Genomic DNA, 21,230 nt, shown 5'->3' with positions numbered 1-21,230 from the left:
TTTTTGCCTATACCTTGCCTGCAGTAGCGCAGGAACATACAACCAAGTCGCATCAGACAACAGCTGACCATGTCATGAAGAACCAGGATAAGCTGCAATGGCAGGATGGTCCTCCGGGATTGCCGAAAGGCGCCAGAATAGCCGTACTGAAAGGCGACCCTGCAAAAGAAGGCCCCTTTGCGATCCGGGTATCGCTACCTGCCAACTATAAGATCGCCCCACACTGGCACCCCTCTACTGAAAACGTAACCGTGCTGAAAGGGACGCTCTACATGGGAGCAGGAAAGAAGTTGGACCCCACAGCGGCGACCACGCTCAAAGAGGGCGGGTATGCTGTCATGCCGGCCAAGTTTGAGCACTATGCCTTTACAAAAGACTCGGTCGTTTTCCAGTTAGACGCTATGGGCCCGTTCGAGATCACGTATGTAAATCCTTCGGATGATCCGAGAAAGAAATCGCCGATGAATTAAGTCAATTCGAAGTAAAAGTGTAAAGCATTTGCCTGAAACCACCCGGCTTCCAAAGCCGGGTGGTTTTTCGTTAAGGGATACTATGAAATGGAAAAGCTACTGCAGGTCAAAAGCTGACTGTTCCGCTTAGTCTTCTTCTAGGATGCTGGTAGCTTTCAATTTGAGGCCAGCATGGAGAAAATGCGAAAGGCTATACCCCTCCCGGATGAAGACCGTATACCTTGGCTTAGCCAACTGATTACAAACCAACAGGTATGGCAAAAGGAAGGCGCACCTTGCAACGACAGCACAAAGACAGAAAAGACATCAACCAACAACGGATGCCCATGAAAACAAACAGAAGTGAGGACAAGTCAATAGACCTGAGCGCACAACGGCTCTACCATGGCACGAAGGCTGATCTGATGCCGGGAGACCTGATTGAACCCGGCTATACTTCAAACTACGGGAAGCGAAAGAAAGCGTCCTTTGTCTACCTGACCGCCACCCTGGATGCGGCTATCTGGGGAGCTGAACTTGCTTGGGGCGAAGGACCAGGCCGGATTTATATAGTAGAGCCGACAGGCCCGATCGAAGATGATCCTAATCTGACGGACAAGAAGTACCCGGGTAATCCGACAAGGTCATACCGTACGCGGGATCCGCTTCGGGTCTCTGGTGAAGTGACCGATTGGCAGGGCCATTCACCGGAACAGCTCACGGCCATGAAGGAGCACCTGGAGCGACTGAAGGAACTTGGCATTGAAGCAATCGAGGATTGAGTAAAAATTGACAATCGGACTAATGATCAATTATTTATCGCAAATTACTTCCTCCGTATGACGAGACTTTTAGTGGTTACCGTACTCTTCCTGGGTGCCTGTTTAAATGTAGCTGCGCAAAATAACAATTACCGAAAGGAGTTACTCAATCTGGCAGATGTCTCCCGGCTTCCGTTGTACCGCTCCGGCACGATGGAACAGCTCTCAAGCTACGACAGAACCGGGGGCAATGACGATGGGTTTTCGGGGAAGTACTCCGCTGTACGAAAAGATCCTGAAGGGCTGGTGATGGCAGACCTGAAAGGCCCCGGCGTAGTGAACCGCATCTGGACACCTACCCCCGAAGCGGACACAGTTAAATTCTACTTTAACGGCGAAACAAAACCCAGGATCAGCATTCCGTTTATCGACCTGTTTTCAGGAAAACAGTATCCCTTCGTGGCTCCGCTTAGTGGCAGCCAGTTGGGAGGCTATTATTGTTACCTGCCTATACCTTACGAAAGATCGTTGAAGATCATTTATACCGGAAAAAACCTCCGCTTTCACCAGATACAGTACCGCAGCCTGGAAGAAGATGAAAAAATGCCCTCCTTCTCACCCGCCCTGCTGGGCCAGCATCAAGCTGATCTGGATAAAATCGCTGCCGCCTGGGACAAACAAACAGCACCTCTCCTTTTGTACGGCAACAAGGTAAAGGCACAGAAGGTAAACGTGGTACTGCGGAAGGGCGCCGAGGCAATCCTCTTTAAAATGAAGAAAGGAGGACGCATCGTGGGGATAGAACTGGGTGCCGGAAGCGACCTGCTGCAAGCCTACCAAAAAGTATTGCTGACCGCCCGCTGGGACAAGGAGAAAAGGCATGCACTTGAATTGCCACTGCACAATTTTTTCGGCTTTGCGTTCGGCAAACCAGCCATGCAATCCATGCTGCTGGGATCAGATAACAATAAGCTGTATTCCTATTTACCCATGCCCTTCGACCGCTCGGCAGAAGTGAAACTGCATTACGATAAAGGTATGGCTGGTGATCCTGAAGAAATACTGGTCTCAGGCACCATCTACTATACTCCGGACAAACGGGATGCAGCTACCGAAGGGAAGTTGTATGCGCAGTCCAGAAGGGAGTATAACATACCGCAAGCTGTTCCGCATCTGATTGCCAGTGTGAAAGGGCGAGGGCATTATATCGGAACCATCCTGCAGACCCAGGGCCTGGAAGAAGGTAGCACGTATTATTTTGAAGGAGATGACCGCGCCTTTATCGATGGGAAGCTGCAGTTGCATGGCACCGGCTCTGAAGATTATTTCAACGGCGGCTGGTATGCAGTAACCGATAAGTGGGACAAGGGCCTGAGTTTGCCCATACACGGTGCCCTGGCCTACGACCTGATGACTTCACGGACAGGCGGCTACCGCTTCTACCTGGCTGATAAACTGAACTTCTCCGATTCGCTCCGGCTTACGATCGAGCATCAGCCGGAAGACAAAATAAATGTGAAAACCGATTATACCTCCGTTGGTTTGTTTTATGCCGATCAGCCGCAATTCGAAAACACGGAAATCAGGATAGACGATACCATCACGAAGCTACCGCAAAAGCATAAACTAACTCCCCAGGGAATGGTGTACTCCCTGTACTGGCTGGCTACCGCCGATTACCAGGAGCCTTCCATCGTATTCGGCTTAAATCCTTCTGATTCGTGGACGGCAAAAGTTGATATAGATGCTGTTCCTGTGGTACAGGTATCGTTGCAGGGCTTAGACAATGGCCGCTACAAGGTATACATCGAACACGGCAAAACAGACAAGGGAAGTCCTTTCAGCGTATGGCAGCGATCTTCCCAGATATCGGGCTGGATACCCACAGACATCGAAGCACCTGAACAAGGCGGGAAAACAGTATATGCCGGTGAAATTGAAATAACGGACGACATGAAAACGATCACTTTGCGCAAAAGACCTTCCGACACGGCGTCCGTGCGTGTGTTTAGTTTTCTTTTCGAGAAAATTGAAGGAACGAAATAATCGCGTAGGATCTGATCAAAGCAGCACTTTATCAAATTTCATAGAAACATCGGTAGGCTTCCTTTCCGCTTAGATTTTTCGCTGCTGTCTTGTTATCTGTCTGAAAATAATTACATTCAAATATGATATTCATTGTAATGGGTGTATCGGGAAGTGGTAAAACCACCGTGGGGCAGAAGCTGGCTGTTCAACTAGGTCTCCCCTTTTATGATGCCGATGATTTTCATCCCTTGAACAGCGTGGAGAAAATGAGGAACGGTATACCGCTCACCGATGAGGACCGTATGCCCTGGCTCAGCCAACTGGCTGCAAATATACAGGTATGGGAGAAGGAAGGCGGCGCTGTGCTGGCTTGTTCTGCCCTCAAAGAGCGCTACCGCCAGATCTTGCAGACCGTGCCGCATATCAACTGGATCTACCTGGATGGTTCCCGGGCTACGATCTTGGAAAGACTGCAGGCCAGGCACGCCCACTACATGCCCCCCATTCTGCTCGACTCCCAGCTGGAAGCTTTGGAAAAACCTGCGTATGGTATACATGTAGATGTTTCCCTGAGTCCTGAGCAGATCGTTCAGGAAATTGTAACAAAACTAAAGCATATGCTCCCTCTTTCTGAATTTGGCCTCATAGGCCTGGGTGTGATGGGCAAAAGCCTTGCGCTAAACCTGGCCGGCCGTGGCGTCCGTGTCGCGGTCTATAACCGCCATGTGCCCGGCAAAGAGGAAGGTATAGCCGCCGCCATCGTTTCTGAAAACCCGGCTCTTGCAAACTTGAAAGGCTATGACAAACTTGAGGAGTTTGTGCAGTCGCTGGACAAGCCCCGAAAGGTGCTGCTCATGATCTATGCAGGCGCCATCGATGCCCAGATAGAAGAACTGCTCCCGCTGCTGGAGCCCGGAGATGTCGTGATCGATGGGGGAAACTCCTATTATAAAGATACTGCCCGGAGAGGAGCTCTGCTCGAAACGAAAGGGATACTCTATGTTGGCACCGGGATTTCAGGCGGCGAAGAAGGTGCCCGGAAAGGCCCGTCGATCATGCCCGGAGGCGCCAGGCAGGGCTACGAACTGGTGGCCTGGTTCCTCGACCTGATAGCAGCAAAAGACAAATCAGGCCAGCCCTGCGCAGCCTATATCGGTCCGGAAGGCGCCGGGCACTTTGTCAAAATGGTGCACAACGGGATCGAGTACGCCGAAATGCAGGTACTGGCAGAAGCTTATTACCTGTTGCGCTACTTTCTCAAGCTGACTCCGGAAGAAATTGTCCACGTGTTTCGTGACTGGCAGGCGGGTGAATTGGCAAGCTACCTGTTAGAGATCACGATCGATATCCTGCAAAAGAAAGAAGATGATGAACTGCTTCTCGACAAAATAGTGGACCAGGCCGAGCAAAAAGGGACGGGTGGCTGGTCGGTTGGGGCGGCACTGGAATATGGCGTCCCCTACAATTCGTTATCGGAAGCTGTGATGGCGCGGGCCCTCTCTGCCATGAAAGCCAGCCGGGTAAAAGCCGCACAGCTTTACCAACAGCAGACCGGCAGCCCCCAGGCAGACCGGGAGGAATTTATCCGCAGTTTGAAGAACGCCTACCAGGCTGCCCGCATCGTCAACCATGAGATCGGATTCAACCTGATGCGCCAGGTTTCAGAGAAGCACCAATGGCAACTGAACTTCAGCGAAATAGCCCGCATTTGGACCAACGGCTGCATCATTCGCTCGGTGCTGATGGAGGAACTGGCCGGGCTCTTTAAGACCGAAGCCAGTATCCTGACTGCCCCGCCTGTTGTCTCCCGCATGAAAAGCTGGCAGCCTGACTTTTGCGACGTAGTCGGACAGGGCCTCCAGCACGGGTTTGCTTTGCCAGTACTGGCTGCTGCCCTTAATTATTACCTGGGCTATACAACGGCCGATTCTCCTGCAAACCTGATACAGGCGCAGCGCGACTACTTTGGAGCCCATACCTACCAGCGCAAAGACAAGCCGGCAGGCGAATACTTCCACACGAACTGGAAGCCTTTGTAAGATGGTGGACTATACCCTGTTGCTGGCCGTTCTTGCCGGTATCGCCCTGCTGTTGTTTCTGATTCTGTACGTCAAGATACAGGCTTTCTTATCCCTGCTCCTTTCAAGCATTGCGGTGGGTTTGCTGGCAGGTATGCCGGCCGGGGATATCATCCAGAATATCCAGACAGGTATGGGCAGCACCCTGGGCTACATTGCAGTTGTAGTGGGATTGGGAGCCATGTTCGGAGCCATCCTGGAAAGTTCGGGTGGCGTGCAGGTGCTGGCCGGGTACATTCTTCAGAAAACAGGCGAAAAACGTGCCTCCTGGGCGCTGGCTGCCACCGGCTTTTTGGTGAGTATTCCAGTTTTCTTCGATGTGGCCTTTGTGATACTGGTACCGATCGTCTATGCCCTTCAGATCAAAACAGGCAAATCTTTGCTCTATTACGGTATACCACTTCTGGCAGGTTTGGCCGTCACCCATGCGTTCATACCCCCTACTCCGGGTCCCGTGGCTGTAGCCAGTATACTGGGAGCCGATCTGGGCCTGGTGATCGCAGCAGGACTATTGGCCGGTATACCTGCCACAGTAGTCGGCGGACCGTTGTTTGCCAGCTATATTTCCAAAAGAATTCATGTAGAAACCCCTGCTTCCTTTATAGAGGCGGAGGTCAGTCCTATGCGGCTTCCTTCCCCGGCCATGATCTTCGGGTTGGTCGGGCTCCCGCTCCTGCTCATCCTGATGAACACCTACCTGGCCAGTCCCTGGGGCAAGAGCATACCTTTGTCAGCTGACGCGAAAAGCTGGATCGAAATGCTCGGGCATCCCTTTGTGGCGCTGATACTGGCTAACCTGCTAGCCTGGTACCTGCTGGGGATCAGGCGGGGCTTCAGCAGAAGCGAACTGCTGGGTATCACCTCCGGTTCCTTGAGCACAGCCGGCCTGATCATCCTCATAACCGGTGCGGGCGGTGTTTTCAAGCAAATCCTGACGGAAACCGGGGCCGGCAAAATGCTGGCAGACGTCATGACCAATTACGGCTTATCAGCTTTCTTTTTTGCCTTCCTGACCGCTGCCGCCATCCGTATCCTGCAGGGGTCTGCTACCGTGGCCATGATCACGGCGGCGGGTATGACGGCTGCTTTCCTGGAGGGTGGGGCTTATACCGACATGCAGCGCGCCTTGCTGGTGATCGCCATTGCATCCGGGGCCAGTATCCTGTCGCATGTGAATGACAGCGGCTTCTGGCTGGTGAGCAAGTATTTCGGCCTGACCGAGCGCCAGACCCTCCGCTCCTGGACAATTGTGACCACGCTCATTGCCATTTCCGGATTTCTGACGGTATTGCTGCTAAGCGTGCTGCTATAAGTTTTTCCGGGGTGAATGCTTTAAAGCTTGCTCTCCGGTTGTTCGGTATGAAACAGACGAGCGCCTTACAACCTAAATACAAAATGAATACAAAATGAAAACGATCCGTTGGGGTATAATAGGTTGCGGCAATGTAACCGAAGTGAAAAGCGGACCTGCCTTCTCAAAAGTGCCCAACTCCAGGCTGGTGGCCGTGATGCGACGCGATGCGGCCAAATGTGAAGAGTATGCCCGCCGCCATCACGTTCCAAAATGGTATACCGATGCCGATGCCCTGATCAACGATCCGGAAGTCGATGCCGTGTACATTGCCACTCCGCCCGGTTCACATGCCGAATATACGCTGAAAGTAGCCGCTGCCGGCAAACCCGTGTATGTAGAAAAGCCGATGGCTACCACCTATGCAGAATGCCAGCAAATGATAACCGCCTGTGAGCAGGCGCAGGTGCCTTTGTTTGTAGCCTATTACAGGCGAAGCCAGCCCTTTTATCGGAAGATAAAAGAGCTGATCGATTCCCGTATCCTGGGAGACATTCGTTTCGTGACGATCAGCCTTTACCAGCCGCCGCAAGCAAATTTGCAGAAAGAAAACCTGCCCTGGCGCCTGCAGCCCGGGTTAGCCGGCGGCGGTTTGTTCTTCGACCTGGCTTCGCACCAGCTGGACCTGATGGATTATTTCTTCGGCCCGATCGCCTCGGCTCAGGGTCAGATTGCCAACCAGGCCGGTTTATACGAGGTGGAAGATATTGTAACGGCTAATTTTCGGTTCGACTCCGGGGTACTCGGCAGCGGGGTCTGGTGTTTTACCAGCGCTGAAAATGCCCGCACCGATTGCACCGAGATCGTAGGCAGTGTCGGACGAATCAGGTATGCTACTTTTGGAGACGATACTATTGTATTGGAAACACAGGCCGGTCGCCAGGAATTCAAGATCCCCTACCCCCAACACGTGCAACAACCGTTTATCGAGCAGATGGTAGGCGCCTTGACGAGCCAGGAAAAGATTTCCGGAAATGGCGCCGCAGCCGCGCGTACTGCCAAGGTGATGGATACGATCGTCGGAAGGTCATGCGACAGGTAAACTAATGGGAAAAGGAGGTAAGTTTCAAAGTTGCTGAACCTCTTTCTCTTGCCGCTTATTCTGTGTTATACCATCTATATATAGAATAAGTGATATAAGTCATGTATCCGGGTGACTGCCGTCATAAGAATAAAAAAGTTGCTGCTGTTCTTTTGTAACCATCAAAGACACTCTAACAGCAACGCTTATGAAACGTTCACAATTACTTAAAACGGTACAGCTGGTGGCTCTGGGCATCTATACCTTGGGCATAGTGGCATCCTGTGGCACCAAAACCACCAATGCCGAAATCCTGAATTCTCTCAACGAAACTGCTCCGGCTGAACTGCCAGTTTTGGAAGCACAGCTCACCGATGCCCCTCTGGTTCCGGCTCCGATCACCCGACGCCACGCCGCTAAAGTGGTGGTGCGCCTGGAAGTAACGGAAGTTGTGAAAAAGCTGGCTGATGGCGTAGACTATACCTTCTGGACTTTCGGCGGTTCCGTACCAGGCAAATTCATACGGGTGAGACAGAATGACGAGGTGGAGTTTCACCTCATGAACCACCCCGACAGCAAGAACCCGCACAACATTGACCTGCACGCTGTGACAGGCCCGGGCGGCGGTGCGAGCGCTACCTTTACCGCTCCCGGTCAGGAAACGGTTTTTAATTTCAAAGCGCTCAACCCGGGTTTGTATGTGTACCATTGTGCAACTGCACCGGTAGGTATGCACATTGCCAACGGTATGTATGGCCTGATCATGGTAGAGCCTGAAGAAGGTATGCAGCCGGTTGACAAAGAGTATTATGTCATGCAGGGCGACTTCTATACCAAAGGTGCTTTCGGTGCCCCAGGCCTGCAGCCTTTCGACATGGAAAAAGCGCTGGATGAGAAACCTTCCTATGTAGTATTTAACGGCTCTGTAGGCTCAATGACAGGTGACAATGCCATCACGGCTAAGGTAGGCGATAAAGTGCGTCTGTTCGTGGGCAACGGCGGTCCCAACCTGGTCTCTTCCTTCCACGTGATCGGTGAGATCTTCGACAGAGTACATCCGGAAGGCGGGTCCAACCTCAACACAAACGTGCAGACTACTCTGGTTCCTGCCGGCGGCTCGGCCATCACAGAATTCAAGGTAGACGTACCCGGCAACTATGTGCTCGTGGACCACTCCATCTTCAGAACCTTCAACAAAGGGGCACTGGGTATGCTGAAAGTAGAAGGACCTGATAACCTGGCTATATTCTCCGGTCAGACCACTCAGAAAATATACCTGCCGGAAGGCTCTACTGTACAGGAAATGCCTCAATCTGCTACGCCGAAAGCTGCTTTTGCTTCCAACAAAGACATGCGCCTGGAATTGGGTAAGACACTGTATGCACAAAACTGCCAGGCCTGCCACCAGGCAGAGGGCCAGGGTATAAAAGGAGCCTTCCCTCCGCTTGCCAAGTCTGACTTCCTGAACGGTGACGTGAACCGCTCTATCGGTGTCGTGGCACACGGACTGGAAGGACAGATCAAAGTGAACGGGGAGGTATACAACAGTACCATGCCCAAGCTGAAACTATCTGATGAGGAGATTGCCAACGTGATGACCTTCGTGATGAACAACTGGGGCAACAAAGGCGGCGAAATATCGCTCGATCAGGTGAAAAAAGCCAAAGCTGCTTACAAACATTAATACCTTTCATAACTACTACCATGATCCGAAGACTTCTGATAGCACTGCTGATGTTCGGAGCCTGTAGTATAGCACAAGCACAAAAGGGCACTCCTGCCAACATGGTTCATGTAAAGGGAGGCTCTTTTGTGCCGCTCTACGGCAGCAACAGCCAGGCTGTATCTGTGAACGGTTTCCTGCTGGACAAATACCCGGTAACGAATGCGGAGTACGAAGCATTTGTGGCGGCCTACCCGAAATGGAAGAAGTCGGAAGTAAAAAAGCTTTTTGCAGACGCCGGCTACCTGAAGCACTGGGCTTCGGACCTGGGTGTGGGAGCTGAAGCAGCAAAGGTGAAAGACAGCCCGGTGATCAATATTTCCTGGTTTGCAGCCAAGGCGTATTGCGAATGCCAGGGCAAGCGACTGCCCACCGTGAATGAATGGGAATATGCCGCCCTGGCCAGTGAAACCAAACGGGACGCTTCCAGCGATCCGAGCTTCTACCAGCGCAGCCTGGACTGGTATAGCCAGCCCAACCCCAAATACCTGCCTCCGGTGAAGGAAAGTTTCCGCAACTTCTATGGCATTTACGGCTTGATCGGGCTGGTTTGGGAATGGACCTCCGATTTTAACTCTGCCCTCATCGTGGGCGAGTCCAGGCAAAACTCCAGCCTGGATCGGCAGCTGTTCTGCGGAGCCGGTTCTACCGGTGCCAGTGACGTGAAAAATTATGTGGCTTTTATGCGCTACGCCTTCCGCTCCAGCCTGAAAGCCAACTATACGGTGGCCAACCTAGGTTTCAGATGTGCGCTGGACCAGCCGGTAAAGACCACAGCCAAACTTTAATTTCTATCAAAATGAAACGCTATACAAGCTTCCTGTTTATGTTGCTGATTCTCTCCTTTGCTGCCTGCCAGCAGCAAGAGGCGGGTAGTTGCTGTACAAAGCCAGTGGCAACGGGCAACACGTCCGATACCAAAACAGTTTCGGCACTTCATTCGGTTGGGATTTCGGATATGTCGCTCTATAACCTGGAGTCTGACTGGAAAAATCAGCGGGGGGAAGACCTGAAAATGGAGCAGCTGCAAGGCAAGGTGCAGTTGGTCGCGATGATCTATACCAGTTGCGGCTATGCCTGTCCCCGGATCGTGGCCGATTTGAAACGTATTGAAAGCGGGTTGGAGGCACTCAATCGGGAAGAGGTAGGCATCGTACTGGTCACGATGGACCCGGCACGTGATACGCCGGAGAAGCTGCAGGCTTTTGCTGCCTCCAACAAGCTGGACGCCGACCGCTGGGTGCTGTTAACCAGTGAGCAGGACAACATACGGGAACTAGCCGCGCTCCTCAACATGAAATACAAAACAGAGCTCGATGGCGAGATCTCCCACTCCAATATTATTTCTGTACTCAATCCCCAAGGCGAGATCATTCACCAGCAAGAAGGACTAGGTATAGCACCGGATGAAACAGTCAATGCCATCAAAGTTCTGCTGCAGAAGATCTAAGTTTTAGGTTAGGTATAAAACAAAAGCGGCTGTACCACTCAGGTATAGCCGCTTTTGTTTTATTGTCATTTCGAACAAAGTGAAAGATCAGAGTTATTTCTTGCCCCACGCCATTTGTCATTTCGAGTGCATCGAAAATGATAATTTAAATCCCTCTTCTCTCTCTAACTCCCAAAATCCCCAACTCCAAAACTTATCCTTGTCCTTTCCCGCGCATCTGCTTTTCCATGGCGTCCCACATTTCCTGCGGTATCTGGTCGAAGGAATTGAATTCACCGGCCCCATACAACCATTCGCCGCCATCAATGGTCACCACCTCTCCGTTTACGAAGGAGGCATAATCTGACACCAGGTATGCCGCCAGGTTGGCCAACTCCTGGTGCTCTCCGAAACGTCCGACAGGTATACGCTTCAAAGGGTCCAGCTTGTCAGCCAACTGTTTCGGGAAGAGGCGCGTCCAGGCGCCTTCTGTCGGGAATGGTCCGGGGGCGATGGCGTTGGAGCGTATACCATACTTGGCCCATTCCGATGCCAGCGAACGCGTCAGCGCCAGTACGCCGGCCTTTGCACAGGCAGAGGGCACCACATAGCCGGAGCCTGTCCAGGCATAGGTGGTGACGATGTTGAGTATGGCTCCCTCCTGCTTCTTTTCGATCCAATGCTTGCCCAGCGCCAGGGTGCAGTTGTAGCTGCCCTTTAGCACGATATCCGTAATCACATCAAATGCTTTGTGACTCAGGCGCTCCGTCGGGCTGACAAAATTGCCAGCCGCATTGTTCACCAGAATATCTACGCTGCCAAACTTTTCCAGGGTGGCCTGCAGCATCGCTTCGATCTCGTTATACTTGCGCACATCGCATACCACGGGCAGTACCTGTCCACCGGTCTCCTGCATCAGTTCCTGTGCTGCCTGCTCCAGTACCTCCTGCTTGCGGCTGCAGATAACGGCATTGGCACCTAACTCCAGGAAATACTTGGTCATGGAGCGGCCAAGCCCTGTACCGCCACCGGTTACAATTATCGTTTTGCCCTTCAGAGCACCTTCTTTCAGCATGGGTTCTGCTTTCATAAGCACAGCTACGTTTATAGTTTAAAGAGTAACGTATAATACCATCACCCCGGATAGTTATAAAGATACTAATCGGGGGTATTTTAAATCAGAAAAAGATAGATTCTTTTCAAACAAGACCTACACTATGGAGCTGAAACAAATAGAAAAAGAACTGAAGGATGCGGTAAACGGATTGCTGATGCAGAGCGAAACCGATGAGCCGTTTGAGTTTTATTATGACGAAGAGCATACAGTCAGTGAGCTGAACGAAGACACTGTCCGCAAACTGGCAGGTATGCCGGCTCAGTACAAGATCGAAGTCCAGGAAGTCGATTATTTTTTACGGAATATGACACGGGTAAATTCGGAAAACGGGAACGAAAGCCAACAACAGGGAATACGATTTCAGCAGTTGCAGGACAAGCTGTACGAGTTGCTGCAGGATGTAAAGGCATACCGCGTCGGGGAAAACCGGATATCGGTGCTTATACTGGGTAAAACGCCCGATGGGCAAATTGCCGGCCTTAAAACAGTGGTAGTCGAAACCTGAACTGTTGCTAAGAAAAAGCCCCGGCTTTCATGACCGGGGCTTTACATTCATTAATATACATTTCCTTTACAAAGTTGGGCCATTGTCAATGCGGGCTTCGATCACGTCCTGTATAGAGGCAGGTACATTGGAAAGAATATTATACCCAGTCTTGACTTCGATAGCATCTACTGTCGTGCGATAGGTACCCCAACTGGTACTGATGCTATTTGAATTTGGCGTATCGATGGCGATAATGCGTGTACTGGTCGTTACACGGCTAACATCGCTTGTTCCGACAGGCAATACCACAATCACCTTCCAGATCCGGTTCGGAACCGTCACTTTACCACCAGCCAGTGTTTCAGTATAGCCGTTGTTTCCTGTGCCTCCTTTTCCGTAGCTGCCCATGATCACATACAATTCATAGCCCTGGCTAACCAGTTTGCGGCTATAGTTCTCAAGGTTGGCCCAGGTCTGCTGGTTGTTGGTAGGCGCCTGCGGAATCATGTTGGACATCAGGAAGGTAGCCGAGTTATCAGTAACCGTCAATGTTCGGTCTGCCGAGGGGGTGTTGTGTCCTCTGTCAAAGCCACTGCCGGTATAATCGGAAGGCTGTACTCTGTAAAAAGCGCTTGGCAAAGAATTGTCTGCCCGGAAGTCATCCTGACGTGGCGTGCTGCCTAACCATGCATTGCTCAAGTGCCAGCTAATCCAGTTAGGTGTTCCGCGATAGCTGTTGTAGGACATGGAATACTGCGCCTTGTCGATAAGATAATTTGAGTAACTGGTATTGGCACCACTTGGGTTTCCCATCCCCCTATTGCTGTCTTTTGTAGCCGTAGCATTGGCTATTTGAGTGGTAGAGCCAATATCCTGTTGATTGGCCTGGGGGGTAATATTTTCCTCTGAACAGGAAACCAGCACCCATCCTATCAGGGACAGATACATCGTACGGCGTAAATGTTTAAGCATTGTTTATAGGTTTAAGTTACATAGCAAAGGTGCTATACTTAAATTGCTTAATCATTATCCCAATATTATAATTTTATTTCCAATTTAATTTTTCTTTCTATTGCCCTATAATAACCTTTCATCCTGCTAGAATGAGCCATTATTGATAGCTGTACTGGAGTGCCCTCTTCTTGTCAGTAATAAATAAAGTTATAAAAAAGCCACGTCCAGGTGTTGAGTTTACAGAATCGAGCCATTGTCAACGTGGGCTTCGATCACATCCTGAATTGAGACAGGTATAAAAGATAACAAATTGTAGCCTGTTTTAGCTTCGATGGCATCTACAGTTGTGCGGTAAGTTGACCAGTTAGCCTCCACACTGTTGGAGTTAGGTGTATCTACCGCAATGACGCGGGTGCTGGATGTCACACGGCTCACGTCGTTTGTTCCGGCAGGCAACACCACGATCACTTTCCATATACGGTTCGGAACTGTAACCTTCCCTCCTGCCAGCGTTTCTTTGAATCCGTTGCTTCCGGTCCCGCCCTTTCCGTAGCTGCCCATGATCACATACAACTCATTGCCCTCGCCGACCAGCTGGCGGCAATAATTTTCGAGGTTGGCCCAGGTCTGCTGGTTGTTGGTTGGCGCTTGGGGTATGATGTTGGACATCAGGAAAGTGGCCGAGTTGTCTTCCAACGTCAGGGTCCGGTCGGCAGAAGGTGTATTGTGTCCCCGGTCAAAGCCACTGTTGGTGTAGTCTCCAGGTAGGACCTTGTAGAAAGTGTTCAGAAGCGTATTGTCAGCCCTAAAATCGTCCTGGCGTGGCGCGCTGCCCAGCCAGGCACTGCTCAGGTGCCAGCTTACCCAGTTGGGCGTACCGCGATAACTGTTATAGGACAAGGTATACTGGGGCTTTTCGACCAGGTAATTGTCGAATGCCGTGTAAGCGCCACTGGGATTCCCCATCGCCAGGTTATCTTCCTGCTGGTGAACGGGTTTTACCTCCTCCTCCGAGCAGGCAATCAGCAACAGGCTCAGCGATGCGAGCGAAGCCCATTTTCGTATAGTTTTAAGCATAAAAAGTGGCAGCTAAGCGCTGCCGGGCAGATTCAGGAAATTATAAATTGATTTGCGAGCCATACCCTGGAGGCATTCGAACGGCATATGAATGCCATGGCTATACCTTAAACTTATCTCCCGGCAGGTATAGTATGCCTTATTTCAGTTTTTGAAAAATATTCTCAGAGATGGTCCTGCATTAGTTTCTGGACGGCAATGATGCCACTGAGGCAGGTGCCGACTATACCTTGTCCCGGGTAAACGGTATCGCCGCAAATATACGCACCTTTATGGTCCAGGCGCGCATCTTTCATTTGCCAGGGCTTTACGTGGCAGTACTGCGGATAGCCTCCTACCATCCCGTAGGCCCGCTGTGTCCAGAATATCCAGGCACCGGGCGTGGCCGAATCCCGGTATACGATCTTTTCTTTGCACAGCAGTCCCCGTCGCTCCATCACTTCCAGGATAGCTTCTTCGAGCGGCTGCTTGTCTGCTATGTAGGACTGGACAGGGTCTGGTACATGAGTGCTGATGGCGACCACGGTTTCTCCTTTGGGAGCCCGCAGGTGATCGTCCGGGTGGCTAAAGCTGACAAAGAAGCTCTTGCTTCCGGTAGAGGGCAGTCCCTCCGGCACATGTACCTGGTGGTGCAGCACCTGCGGCGGCGGTAGATCCCGGACAACGAGCCCCATGGTGAAGGCGCCGTTCAATAGTTCGGAGGGAAAGGTATAGCGCTGCAGGCGCGCCCTTACCTGATCGTCCTGAAACATGTTCAGGGTATCGTTGAGCGGTATGCCACTGATAATGAAGCGGCTCTGGTAAGTGCCGCCCGAACTCAGTACCTCATAGCCACCACCCGTAGGTATGACTTCTTTGACCGAGTGCCTGTAGCGTATGGTGGAGCCATGCTCCCGGAGATAGGCTTCTATTGGCCGCACCAGATTGATCAGTCCACCTTCCACGTAGTAGTTGCCATACAAGGTATAGCACAGGGCGGTAGCGCCAAACAGCTCGTTCACTTCCTCCAGGTGATTTTGTGCCGTGATCAGCAGTTGCTCATTGACAAAGTCGACAAAGAGCCTGTTCTCCAATAGGCCATACTTTTTCAGCACATCCCGCATCGTCCGGAACGCGCCCGGTACTAGCTGTAACTGGTGTAGCCGGGCGTGCCTTACCGACTGCAGCAAGTCTTGAAAATTGGAAATGGGAAAACTCCTTTGCTCCAGTGAAGTGCGCCACACCTCCCGGCTGATCTTGTAACAATGTACCCAGAACGGTCGCTGGTTCTCTTTGCCGAATACCCGTTCCGCTTCCTGTATCCAGGCGTCGAGCTGCGTATAGCGGGTCAGCAACTGGCCATCCTGCAGGTGGACCTGCATGGGCGTTTCCAGCTTGCGGAGGGGTAGCTGTATGCCGGTTTCCTCCAACAGGTAGCGCAGGGGCATGTGTTCGTCCAGTCCCACCAGCGTAGTGGCTCCCGTCTCGAACCAGTAGCCTTTGCGTTTAAAAGAAGAGGAACAGCCCCCAGGATATTTGGCCTGCTCCAGCACGCATACCTGCAGCCCCTGCTTCACCAGTAGTGCTGCTGCCGTTAGTGCCCCAAAACCAGATCCGATAAGTATTACATCGTACTTCATTTATGCTTTACTTTGTTCCGGAAACACGAAGTTGAGTTTGCCAGGTATAACAGGAGTATAAACGTAATGTTCGTTTAACAGATAAAAGCAGCTATACCTTCCCTTACAGTTTATGACACATTCGCCCATCGACCAGACCATTCGGTTGTTGCCCGTTCTCAGCTCCTGGCTCATCGCCCGGGTGGTGACAAACGATTTTGTTCTGATGGTACTGATCACTGCCGTTCTGGCAGTCTTGGGATTTGTACTGGGGCATGTACTGATGCTGCGGCTGCAGGGCAAACAGCAACATGTAAAGGTAGCAGCAGCGGTGGCCTTATTTCTTTTGGTGATGATCCTGCCCATCCTGGTCGATATGGCACTGGACAGGTATAGCGCCGGATTCTGATAACCATGGCCGGTTTGAGTAGTTCGGCTTGGTAAAAAATGTAAAGATGAAAGAGAAAGCAGATATTAGCATACTGGGATGTGGCTGGCTTGGCCTTCCCCTGGCAGAGAGTTTCGTACAATCAGGCTACCGGGTAAACGGCTCCACTACCTCCGAGCCCAAACTGGCTTTGCTGCAGGAAAAACAGATAAACCCTTTTCTGCTGAACCTGCTGGACCCGGCTTTGGTTGAGCAGCACCTGCAGGACTTTCTCAATACCAAAGTTCTGGTCTTGAACATACCGCCCAAACTGCGTTCTGATGGCGGGGATAGTTATCTCCGGCAAATGCACCGGCTCTACAATGCCCTGCGCGACTCCCCTGTCAGCCGGGTACTGTTTGTTTCTTCCACTTCCGTATACCCGGATCTGAACCGCATCATCACCGAAGAGGATAGTATGTTTACAGAAGAGCAGGAACCTGAAAACACACTGCTTCTGGCTGAAAAGCTGTTCCAGGATAGCGAGGACTGGATGACTACGATCGTACGCTTCGGAGGCCTCACAGGCGGCAGCCGTCATCCGGGACGTTTTATGGCGGGTAAGCAGAATTTGCTCAACGGCGATGCTCCTGTTAACCTGATCCACCTGGACGATTGCCTGGGTATTTTGCAGCGTATCGTGCAGCAGGAAAAGTGGGGCCAGGTATACCACGCCTGTGCTGACGAGCACCCGCTGCGCCGGGAGTTTTATGCCAAGGCAGCCCTGGATCTGGGGCTCGAGCCGCCCACTTTTCTGGACATGGAAGAAACAAAGTTCAAGCTGATCAACAGCCGGAAACTGAAAGAGGACCTATCCTACGTTTTCCGGCACCCCGACCCGATGGCTTTCTTTTAGTATCTTTGCCTTTTAATGGTTAAATGGCTGCATTGTTAAAGGATTGAAACAGACGCACTGTGCATGAGGCATCAACAATTTAGCCATCAAACAAGTTAGCAATTCATTTTTAATGAAAGTAGTTATTATAGGCGGCGGTGCAGCCGGCTTTTTCGGAGCGATCACGTGTGCGGAGGCCAATCCCGGACATCAGGTGGTGTTGCTGGAGAAGACAACTAAACTCCTTGGGAAAGTCCGCGTTTCCGGGGGCGGACGCTGCAATGTGACCCACAACTGCTTTGTGCCATCTGTTTTCTCGCAGCAGTATCCCCGGGGAGCCAAGCCACTCAAAGAAGCTTTCAAAATTTTTGGCGCTGCCGAGACGATCTCCTGGTTTGAGTCGCGTGGCGTGAAACTGAAATCAGAACCCGACGGACGCATGTTTCCTGTTACCGATAATTCTGAAACGATCATCGACTGCCTGATGCTGGCAGCGCGAAAGGCAGGCGTTCAGATAAAAACAGGTATAGGCGTGGATCGTATCGTGCCGCAACTGAATGGCAACGGTGAACGGAGCTTCCTGCTATACCTGAGTGGCGGCAAAATCATAGAGGCCGACAGGCTGCTTGTCTGTACCGGCGGTAATCCCAAATCACAAAGTTACGACTGGCTGCGGGAACTGGGGCATCCGATCAAGGAGCCGGTGCCTTCGCTTTTTACCTTCAATGTGCCTGCTTCCCCGCTGAAAGAACTGCAAGGTATAGCGGTGGCTGAAGCGCGGGTACGCATTGCCGGGCAAAAGCTGGATTATGAAGGGCCGCTGCTCATCACGCACTGGGGCTACAGCGGTCCGGCCGTGCTCAAGCTTTCGGCCTGGGGAGCACGCCTGTTTCATGAGCAGCAGTATCACTTCACCGCCCTTATCAGCTGGATACCAGGCTATACGGAGGAAAGTCTGCGGGAACACCTCCAGAACTATCGGAAGGCCCATCCAAAAAAAGTGGTCGCGACAAATCCCCTCTTCGGATTACCGCAGCGTCTCTGGAAGGCCCTGACCATGATGGCTGAGGTTCCGGCAGAAACGATCTGGGGCGAGCTGCCCGCTAAAAACACAAACAAACTGGTCGAAGCGCTGCTACGGCTGCCTATCGAGGTAAAAGGAAAAACCACCTTCAAAGAAGAATTTGTCACCTGCGGCGGAATCGACCTGAGCCAGGTGAACATGAAAACGCTGGAGAGCCGTCAGCAGGCAGGGCTTTACTTCGCCGGCGAGGTGCTCGATATCGACGGCATCACCGGAGGATTTAACTTTCAGGCAGCCTGGACTACGGGTTACCTGGCCGGAAAAGCCATTGCTGCTTCCATATCTTAACATAGCCATATATTTATGATTGGTAACCAAAACGACTGTAAATCAGTACATCTGCTTACAAATCAACAAATAACTAAGACTATGGAAAGTAATAAAGAAGTGTTTTCAACCGTACACCATCTCATCGAAAGATGCAAAGATGGGGTAAAAGGCTACAAGACAGCTGCTGAAGATGTAGAAGATCAGGACCTGAAAGAACTCTTCCGAAAATATGCCGTGCAGCGTGACAGTATGATCACCGAGCTGCAGGACCAGCTGCACAGAATGGGGAAAACGGACGATGAGTCCAGCTCTTTGGAAGGTACCGTGCACCGCGCCTGGATCGATATTAAATCGGCTCTTTCCTCGAAAGACAGAAAGCGTATCCTGGAAGAATGCGAGCGCGGCGAAGACTATGCTGTGAAAGCATACGAAGAAGCCGTTAACAAGAACCTGCCCGGCGAGCTGAAACCGATCGTGGAGCAGCAGTACCGTGATGTAAAAAATGCCCACGACCACATCCGCTCCCTGCGCGACAGCGCCCGGGAAAATGCGTAAGGTATAGCTTCATTAAAAGCGAGAATATAAGAAAGGAGCTCCGGCTCCTTTTTTTGTGGGCTGGATTTTGGGAGCTAGCAGTAAACAGGAGAGGTATAAAAATAATAAGCCTGACATCCGTCTGATGTCAGGCTTATCAGTTCTAACTGCATAAGCAGTAAGAATAATCTTCCAACCTTTTTATGATATCCGTTTTTACGGGAACAGGTATAGCCGGGTTGCATGAGTTAAAAATAATTTTAAAACAAAACAGGCTGACGTTTCAAGTCAGCCTGTTTTTACAACCTAGAAAGCTTTTTACACTTTAATTGTTGTATATCTCATTATACGTCCAGCCTGCTTACAGGTTAGACGGAATTAGAATCTTTTTTTGCGGAAACCGCCACGATCCCCTCTGTCTCTGTCGCCACCGCCACTGCTGCGACGATCACTACCACCTCCTCTGGAATCACGGTCGCCTCTGCCACCGAAACGGCTTCCTCCGCCTCCGTAGCCACCGCCACCTTCTCTGCGAGGACCACGATCGCCGCCGCCAAAGCTGCCACGCTCCCGGTCTCCACCGAAACCACCTTCTCTTCTTCCGCCGCGATCGCCTCTGTCTCTGTCACCACCGCCGAAGCCGAAACCGCCTTCTTTGCCGCCAGCGCCTTTCTTCTCAGACTTCTCTACGATCACCATACGGCCTTCCACTTCAATACGGCCTACTTTCTGCAGGATATCGGCTGTGTACTCGGTAGGCACTTCCACGAAGCTGAACTTGTCGTACAGGTCGATGTCGCCTACTTTAGAAGCAGGAATATCCGCGTTCTGGCTTAGCAGGTCAATCAGGTCTTTCGGATGCACCCGGTCTTTCTTGCCGATTGTAATGAACAGGCGGTCGTAACCATCTTTCGTAACACCAAGTCCTTTTTCAGCCTCTTTGCCAGCTTCTTTGGTCTTGGCTTCTTTGATGCTCATTTTAAGAAGAGCAGCTGCAATTTCAAGCGAAGTATAATCTTCGTTTACAAGCGACTCAATTTTAGCAATATGCTTGGTCAGGTTGCCTTTCTCCAGTATTTCACGCACTTTTTCAAGGTATGCGCTCGTACGAAGTTCGTTTACGTCGTCGTAGGTAGGTACCTGCTGCAGCTGGATATTGGCTTTGGTATAGCGCATGATATCCTTCAGCTTGTACATATCCGAACGGCCTGATACAAATGAGAATGCTCTTCCCGACTTGCCGGCACGACCCGTACGACCGATGCGGTGTACGTATGCTTCTTCGTCCTGTGGCAGGTCATAGTTGAATACCGCTTCCACATTTTCCACGTCCAGACCACGGGCGGCCACGTCAGTAGCCACCAGTATCTCGAGTGTTGCGTTACGGAACTTGCCCATCACGTTGGAACGCTGGTTCTGGTTGAGGTCACCATGCAGGGCATCTGCAAAATAACCACGGGACTGCAGGTTGGTTACCAGTTCGTCTACCATACGCTTGGTATTGCAGAAGATGATAACCGACTTCATGTTATACATGTCGAGGATGCGCGAAAGCACTTCCTGCTTCATGCTGTTACGCACTTCGAAGTATACCTGGTCGATATTGGTTACCGTCAGTTCCTTATGAACCACCTTCACAATCACCGGATCAGTCTGGTAACGCTTGGTCAGGTCCATGATCGGCTTGGACATAGTAGCCGAGAAGAAGATCGTCTGGCGTTCTTCCGGCATTTTGCTCAATACGAATTCGATATCGTCCCGGAAACCCATGTCGAGCATTTCATCCGCTTCGTCCAGGATGATTTTTTTGATCTTGTCGAGCTTTAAGGTACCACGCTCAATGTGGTCCATCACGCGGCCCGGCGTACCGATCACGATCTGTACCCCTTGCTTCAAAGCACGCAACTGACGGTCGTAAGCCTGACCGCCGTAGATCGGTACAATGCTGATGTTAGGTTTATACTTGATTAATTTCTGGATCTCTCCAGCTACCTGTATGGCAAGTTC

At 51.4% G+C, this 21,230-nt stretch carries 19 protein-coding genes; 14 read left to right on the top strand and 5 right to left on the bottom strand.

From position 1 onward, the window contains the following. The 9 genes from OB13_RS04940 to OB13_RS04900 all read left to right on the top strand — a co-directional run. The coding region (locus OB13_RS04940; RefSeq protein WP_461489036.1) for a cupin domain-containing protein at nucleotides 1-470 on the top strand (470 nt) is incomplete at its 5' end. A 320-nt stretch (nucleotides 471-790) separates the two neighbouring features. Further along, nucleotides 791-1,231, top strand: coding sequence for an NAD(+)--rifampin ADP-ribosyltransferase (arr, locus tag OB13_RS04935; protein WP_461489037.1), 441 nt, complete (start codon nucleotides 791-793; stop codon nucleotides 1,229-1,231). 57 nt (nucleotides 1,232-1,288) lie between these two features. Next, nucleotides 1,289-3,256: a glycoside hydrolase family 172 protein gene (locus OB13_RS04930; protein WP_461489035.1), complete on the top strand. Its 1,968-nt coding sequence runs from the start codon at nucleotides 1,289-1,291 to the stop codon at nucleotides 3,254-3,256. 122 nt (nucleotides 3,257-3,378) lie between these two features. Then, a complete protein-coding gene (gene gnd / locus OB13_RS04925) occupies nucleotides 3,379-5,277 on the top strand; it encodes a decarboxylating NADP(+)-dependent phosphogluconate dehydrogenase (protein ID WP_461489034.1) in 1,899 nt (632 codons plus the stop codon). A gap of 1 nt (nucleotide 5,278) precedes the next feature. Then, nucleotides 5,279-6,628: a GntP family permease gene (locus OB13_RS04920; RefSeq protein ID WP_461489033.1), complete on the top strand. Its 1,350-nt coding sequence runs from the start codon at nucleotides 5,279-5,281 to the stop codon at nucleotides 6,626-6,628. Nucleotides 6,629-6,722: 94 nt separating this feature from the next. Then, entirely contained in the window at nucleotides 6,723-7,709 is a 987-nt protein-coding gene (locus OB13_RS04915) for a Gfo/Idh/MocA family protein (protein WP_461489032.1), read from the top strand. A gap of 187 nt (nucleotides 7,710-7,896) precedes the next feature. Beyond that, nucleotides 7,897-9,372 carry a copper-containing nitrite reductase gene (nirK, locus tag OB13_RS04910; protein WP_461489031.1) on the top strand — a complete coding sequence of 492 codons (1,476 nt, stop codon included), beginning with the start codon at nucleotides 7,897-7,899 and terminating at the stop codon, nucleotides 9,370-9,372. Between the two features lie 20 nt (nucleotides 9,373-9,392). Next, a complete protein-coding gene (locus OB13_RS04905) occupies nucleotides 9,393-10,199 on the top strand; it encodes a formylglycine-generating enzyme family protein (RefSeq protein ID WP_461489030.1) in 807 nt (268 codons plus the stop codon). Between the two features lie 11 nt (nucleotides 10,200-10,210). Next, nucleotides 10,211-10,861: an SCO family protein gene (locus OB13_RS04900; protein ID WP_461489029.1), complete on the top strand. Its 651-nt coding sequence runs from the start codon at nucleotides 10,211-10,213 to the stop codon at nucleotides 10,859-10,861. A 193-nt stretch (nucleotides 10,862-11,054) separates the two neighbouring features. On the opposite strand, the gene OB13_RS04895 is transcribed toward OB13_RS04900, so the two are convergent. Beyond that, nucleotides 11,055-11,930 carry an SDR family oxidoreductase gene (locus OB13_RS04895; RefSeq protein ID WP_461489028.1) on the bottom strand — a complete coding sequence of 292 codons (876 nt, stop codon included), beginning with the start codon at nucleotides 11,928-11,930 and terminating at the stop codon, nucleotides 11,055-11,057. 127 nt (nucleotides 11,931-12,057) lie between these two features. On the opposite strand from OB13_RS04895, the gene OB13_RS04890 reads away from it, so the two are divergent. After that, entirely contained in the window at nucleotides 12,058-12,462 is a 405-nt protein-coding gene (locus OB13_RS04890) for a nuclease A inhibitor family protein (RefSeq protein WP_461489027.1), read from the top strand. A gap of 66 nt (nucleotides 12,463-12,528) precedes the next feature. On the opposite strand, the gene OB13_RS04885 is transcribed toward OB13_RS04890, so the two are convergent. From OB13_RS04885 to OB13_RS04875, 3 genes are all read right to left on the bottom strand, one after another. After that, the gene (locus OB13_RS04885; protein WP_461489026.1) at nucleotides 12,529-13,416 is read right to left on the bottom strand and encodes a DNA/RNA non-specific endonuclease; all 888 of its coding nucleotides are present in this window, start codon (nucleotides 13,414-13,416) and stop codon (nucleotides 12,529-12,531) included. A gap of 219 nt (nucleotides 13,417-13,635) precedes the next feature. Next, nucleotides 13,636-14,475: a DNA/RNA non-specific endonuclease gene (locus OB13_RS04880; protein ID WP_461489025.1), complete on the bottom strand. Its 840-nt coding sequence runs from the start codon at nucleotides 14,473-14,475 to the stop codon at nucleotides 13,636-13,638. A 164-nt stretch (nucleotides 14,476-14,639) separates the two neighbouring features. Beyond that, nucleotides 14,640-16,094, bottom strand: coding sequence for a phytoene desaturase family protein (locus tag OB13_RS04875; RefSeq protein WP_461489024.1), 1,455 nt, complete (start codon nucleotides 16,092-16,094; stop codon nucleotides 14,640-14,642). A 112-nt stretch (nucleotides 16,095-16,206) separates the two neighbouring features. On the opposite strand from OB13_RS04875, the gene OB13_RS04870 reads away from it, so the two are divergent. The 4 genes from OB13_RS04870 to OB13_RS04855 all read left to right on the top strand — a co-directional run bounded on the left by OB13_RS04870 (nucleotide 16,207) and on the right by OB13_RS04855 (nucleotide 19,244). Then, on the top strand, nucleotides 16,207-16,482 hold the full coding sequence (locus OB13_RS04870) for a hypothetical protein (RefSeq protein ID WP_461489023.1): 276 nt from the start codon (nucleotides 16,207-16,209) through the stop codon (nucleotides 16,480-16,482). 46 nt (nucleotides 16,483-16,528) lie between these two features. Then, a complete protein-coding gene (locus tag OB13_RS04865; protein WP_461489022.1) occupies nucleotides 16,529-17,356 on the top strand; it encodes an SDR family oxidoreductase in 828 nt (275 codons plus the stop codon). A gap of 112 nt (nucleotides 17,357-17,468) precedes the next feature. After that, the gene (locus tag OB13_RS04860; RefSeq protein ID WP_461489021.1) at nucleotides 17,469-18,707 is read left to right on the top strand and encodes a BaiN/RdsA family NAD(P)/FAD-dependent oxidoreductase; all 1,239 of its coding nucleotides are present in this window, start codon (nucleotides 17,469-17,471) and stop codon (nucleotides 18,705-18,707) included. 81 nt (nucleotides 18,708-18,788) lie between these two features. Beyond that, the gene (locus OB13_RS04855) at nucleotides 18,789-19,244 is read left to right on the top strand and encodes a ferritin-like domain-containing protein (protein ID WP_461489020.1); all 456 of its coding nucleotides are present in this window, start codon (nucleotides 18,789-18,791) and stop codon (nucleotides 19,242-19,244) included. Between the two features lie 357 nt (nucleotides 19,245-19,601). Here OB13_RS04855 and OB13_RS04850 read toward each other — a convergent pair. Beyond that, nucleotides 19,602-21,230, bottom strand: a 1,629-nt coding sequence (locus OB13_RS04850) for a DEAD/DEAH box helicase (protein WP_461489019.1), incomplete at its 5' end; no start/stop codon positions are given.

The sequence above is a fragment of the Pontibacter sp. HJ8 genome, from assembly GCF_054824225.1.
Note: the sequence above shows the minus strand (reverse complement) of the source record. Positions and strands in the feature narration are given on the sequence as shown.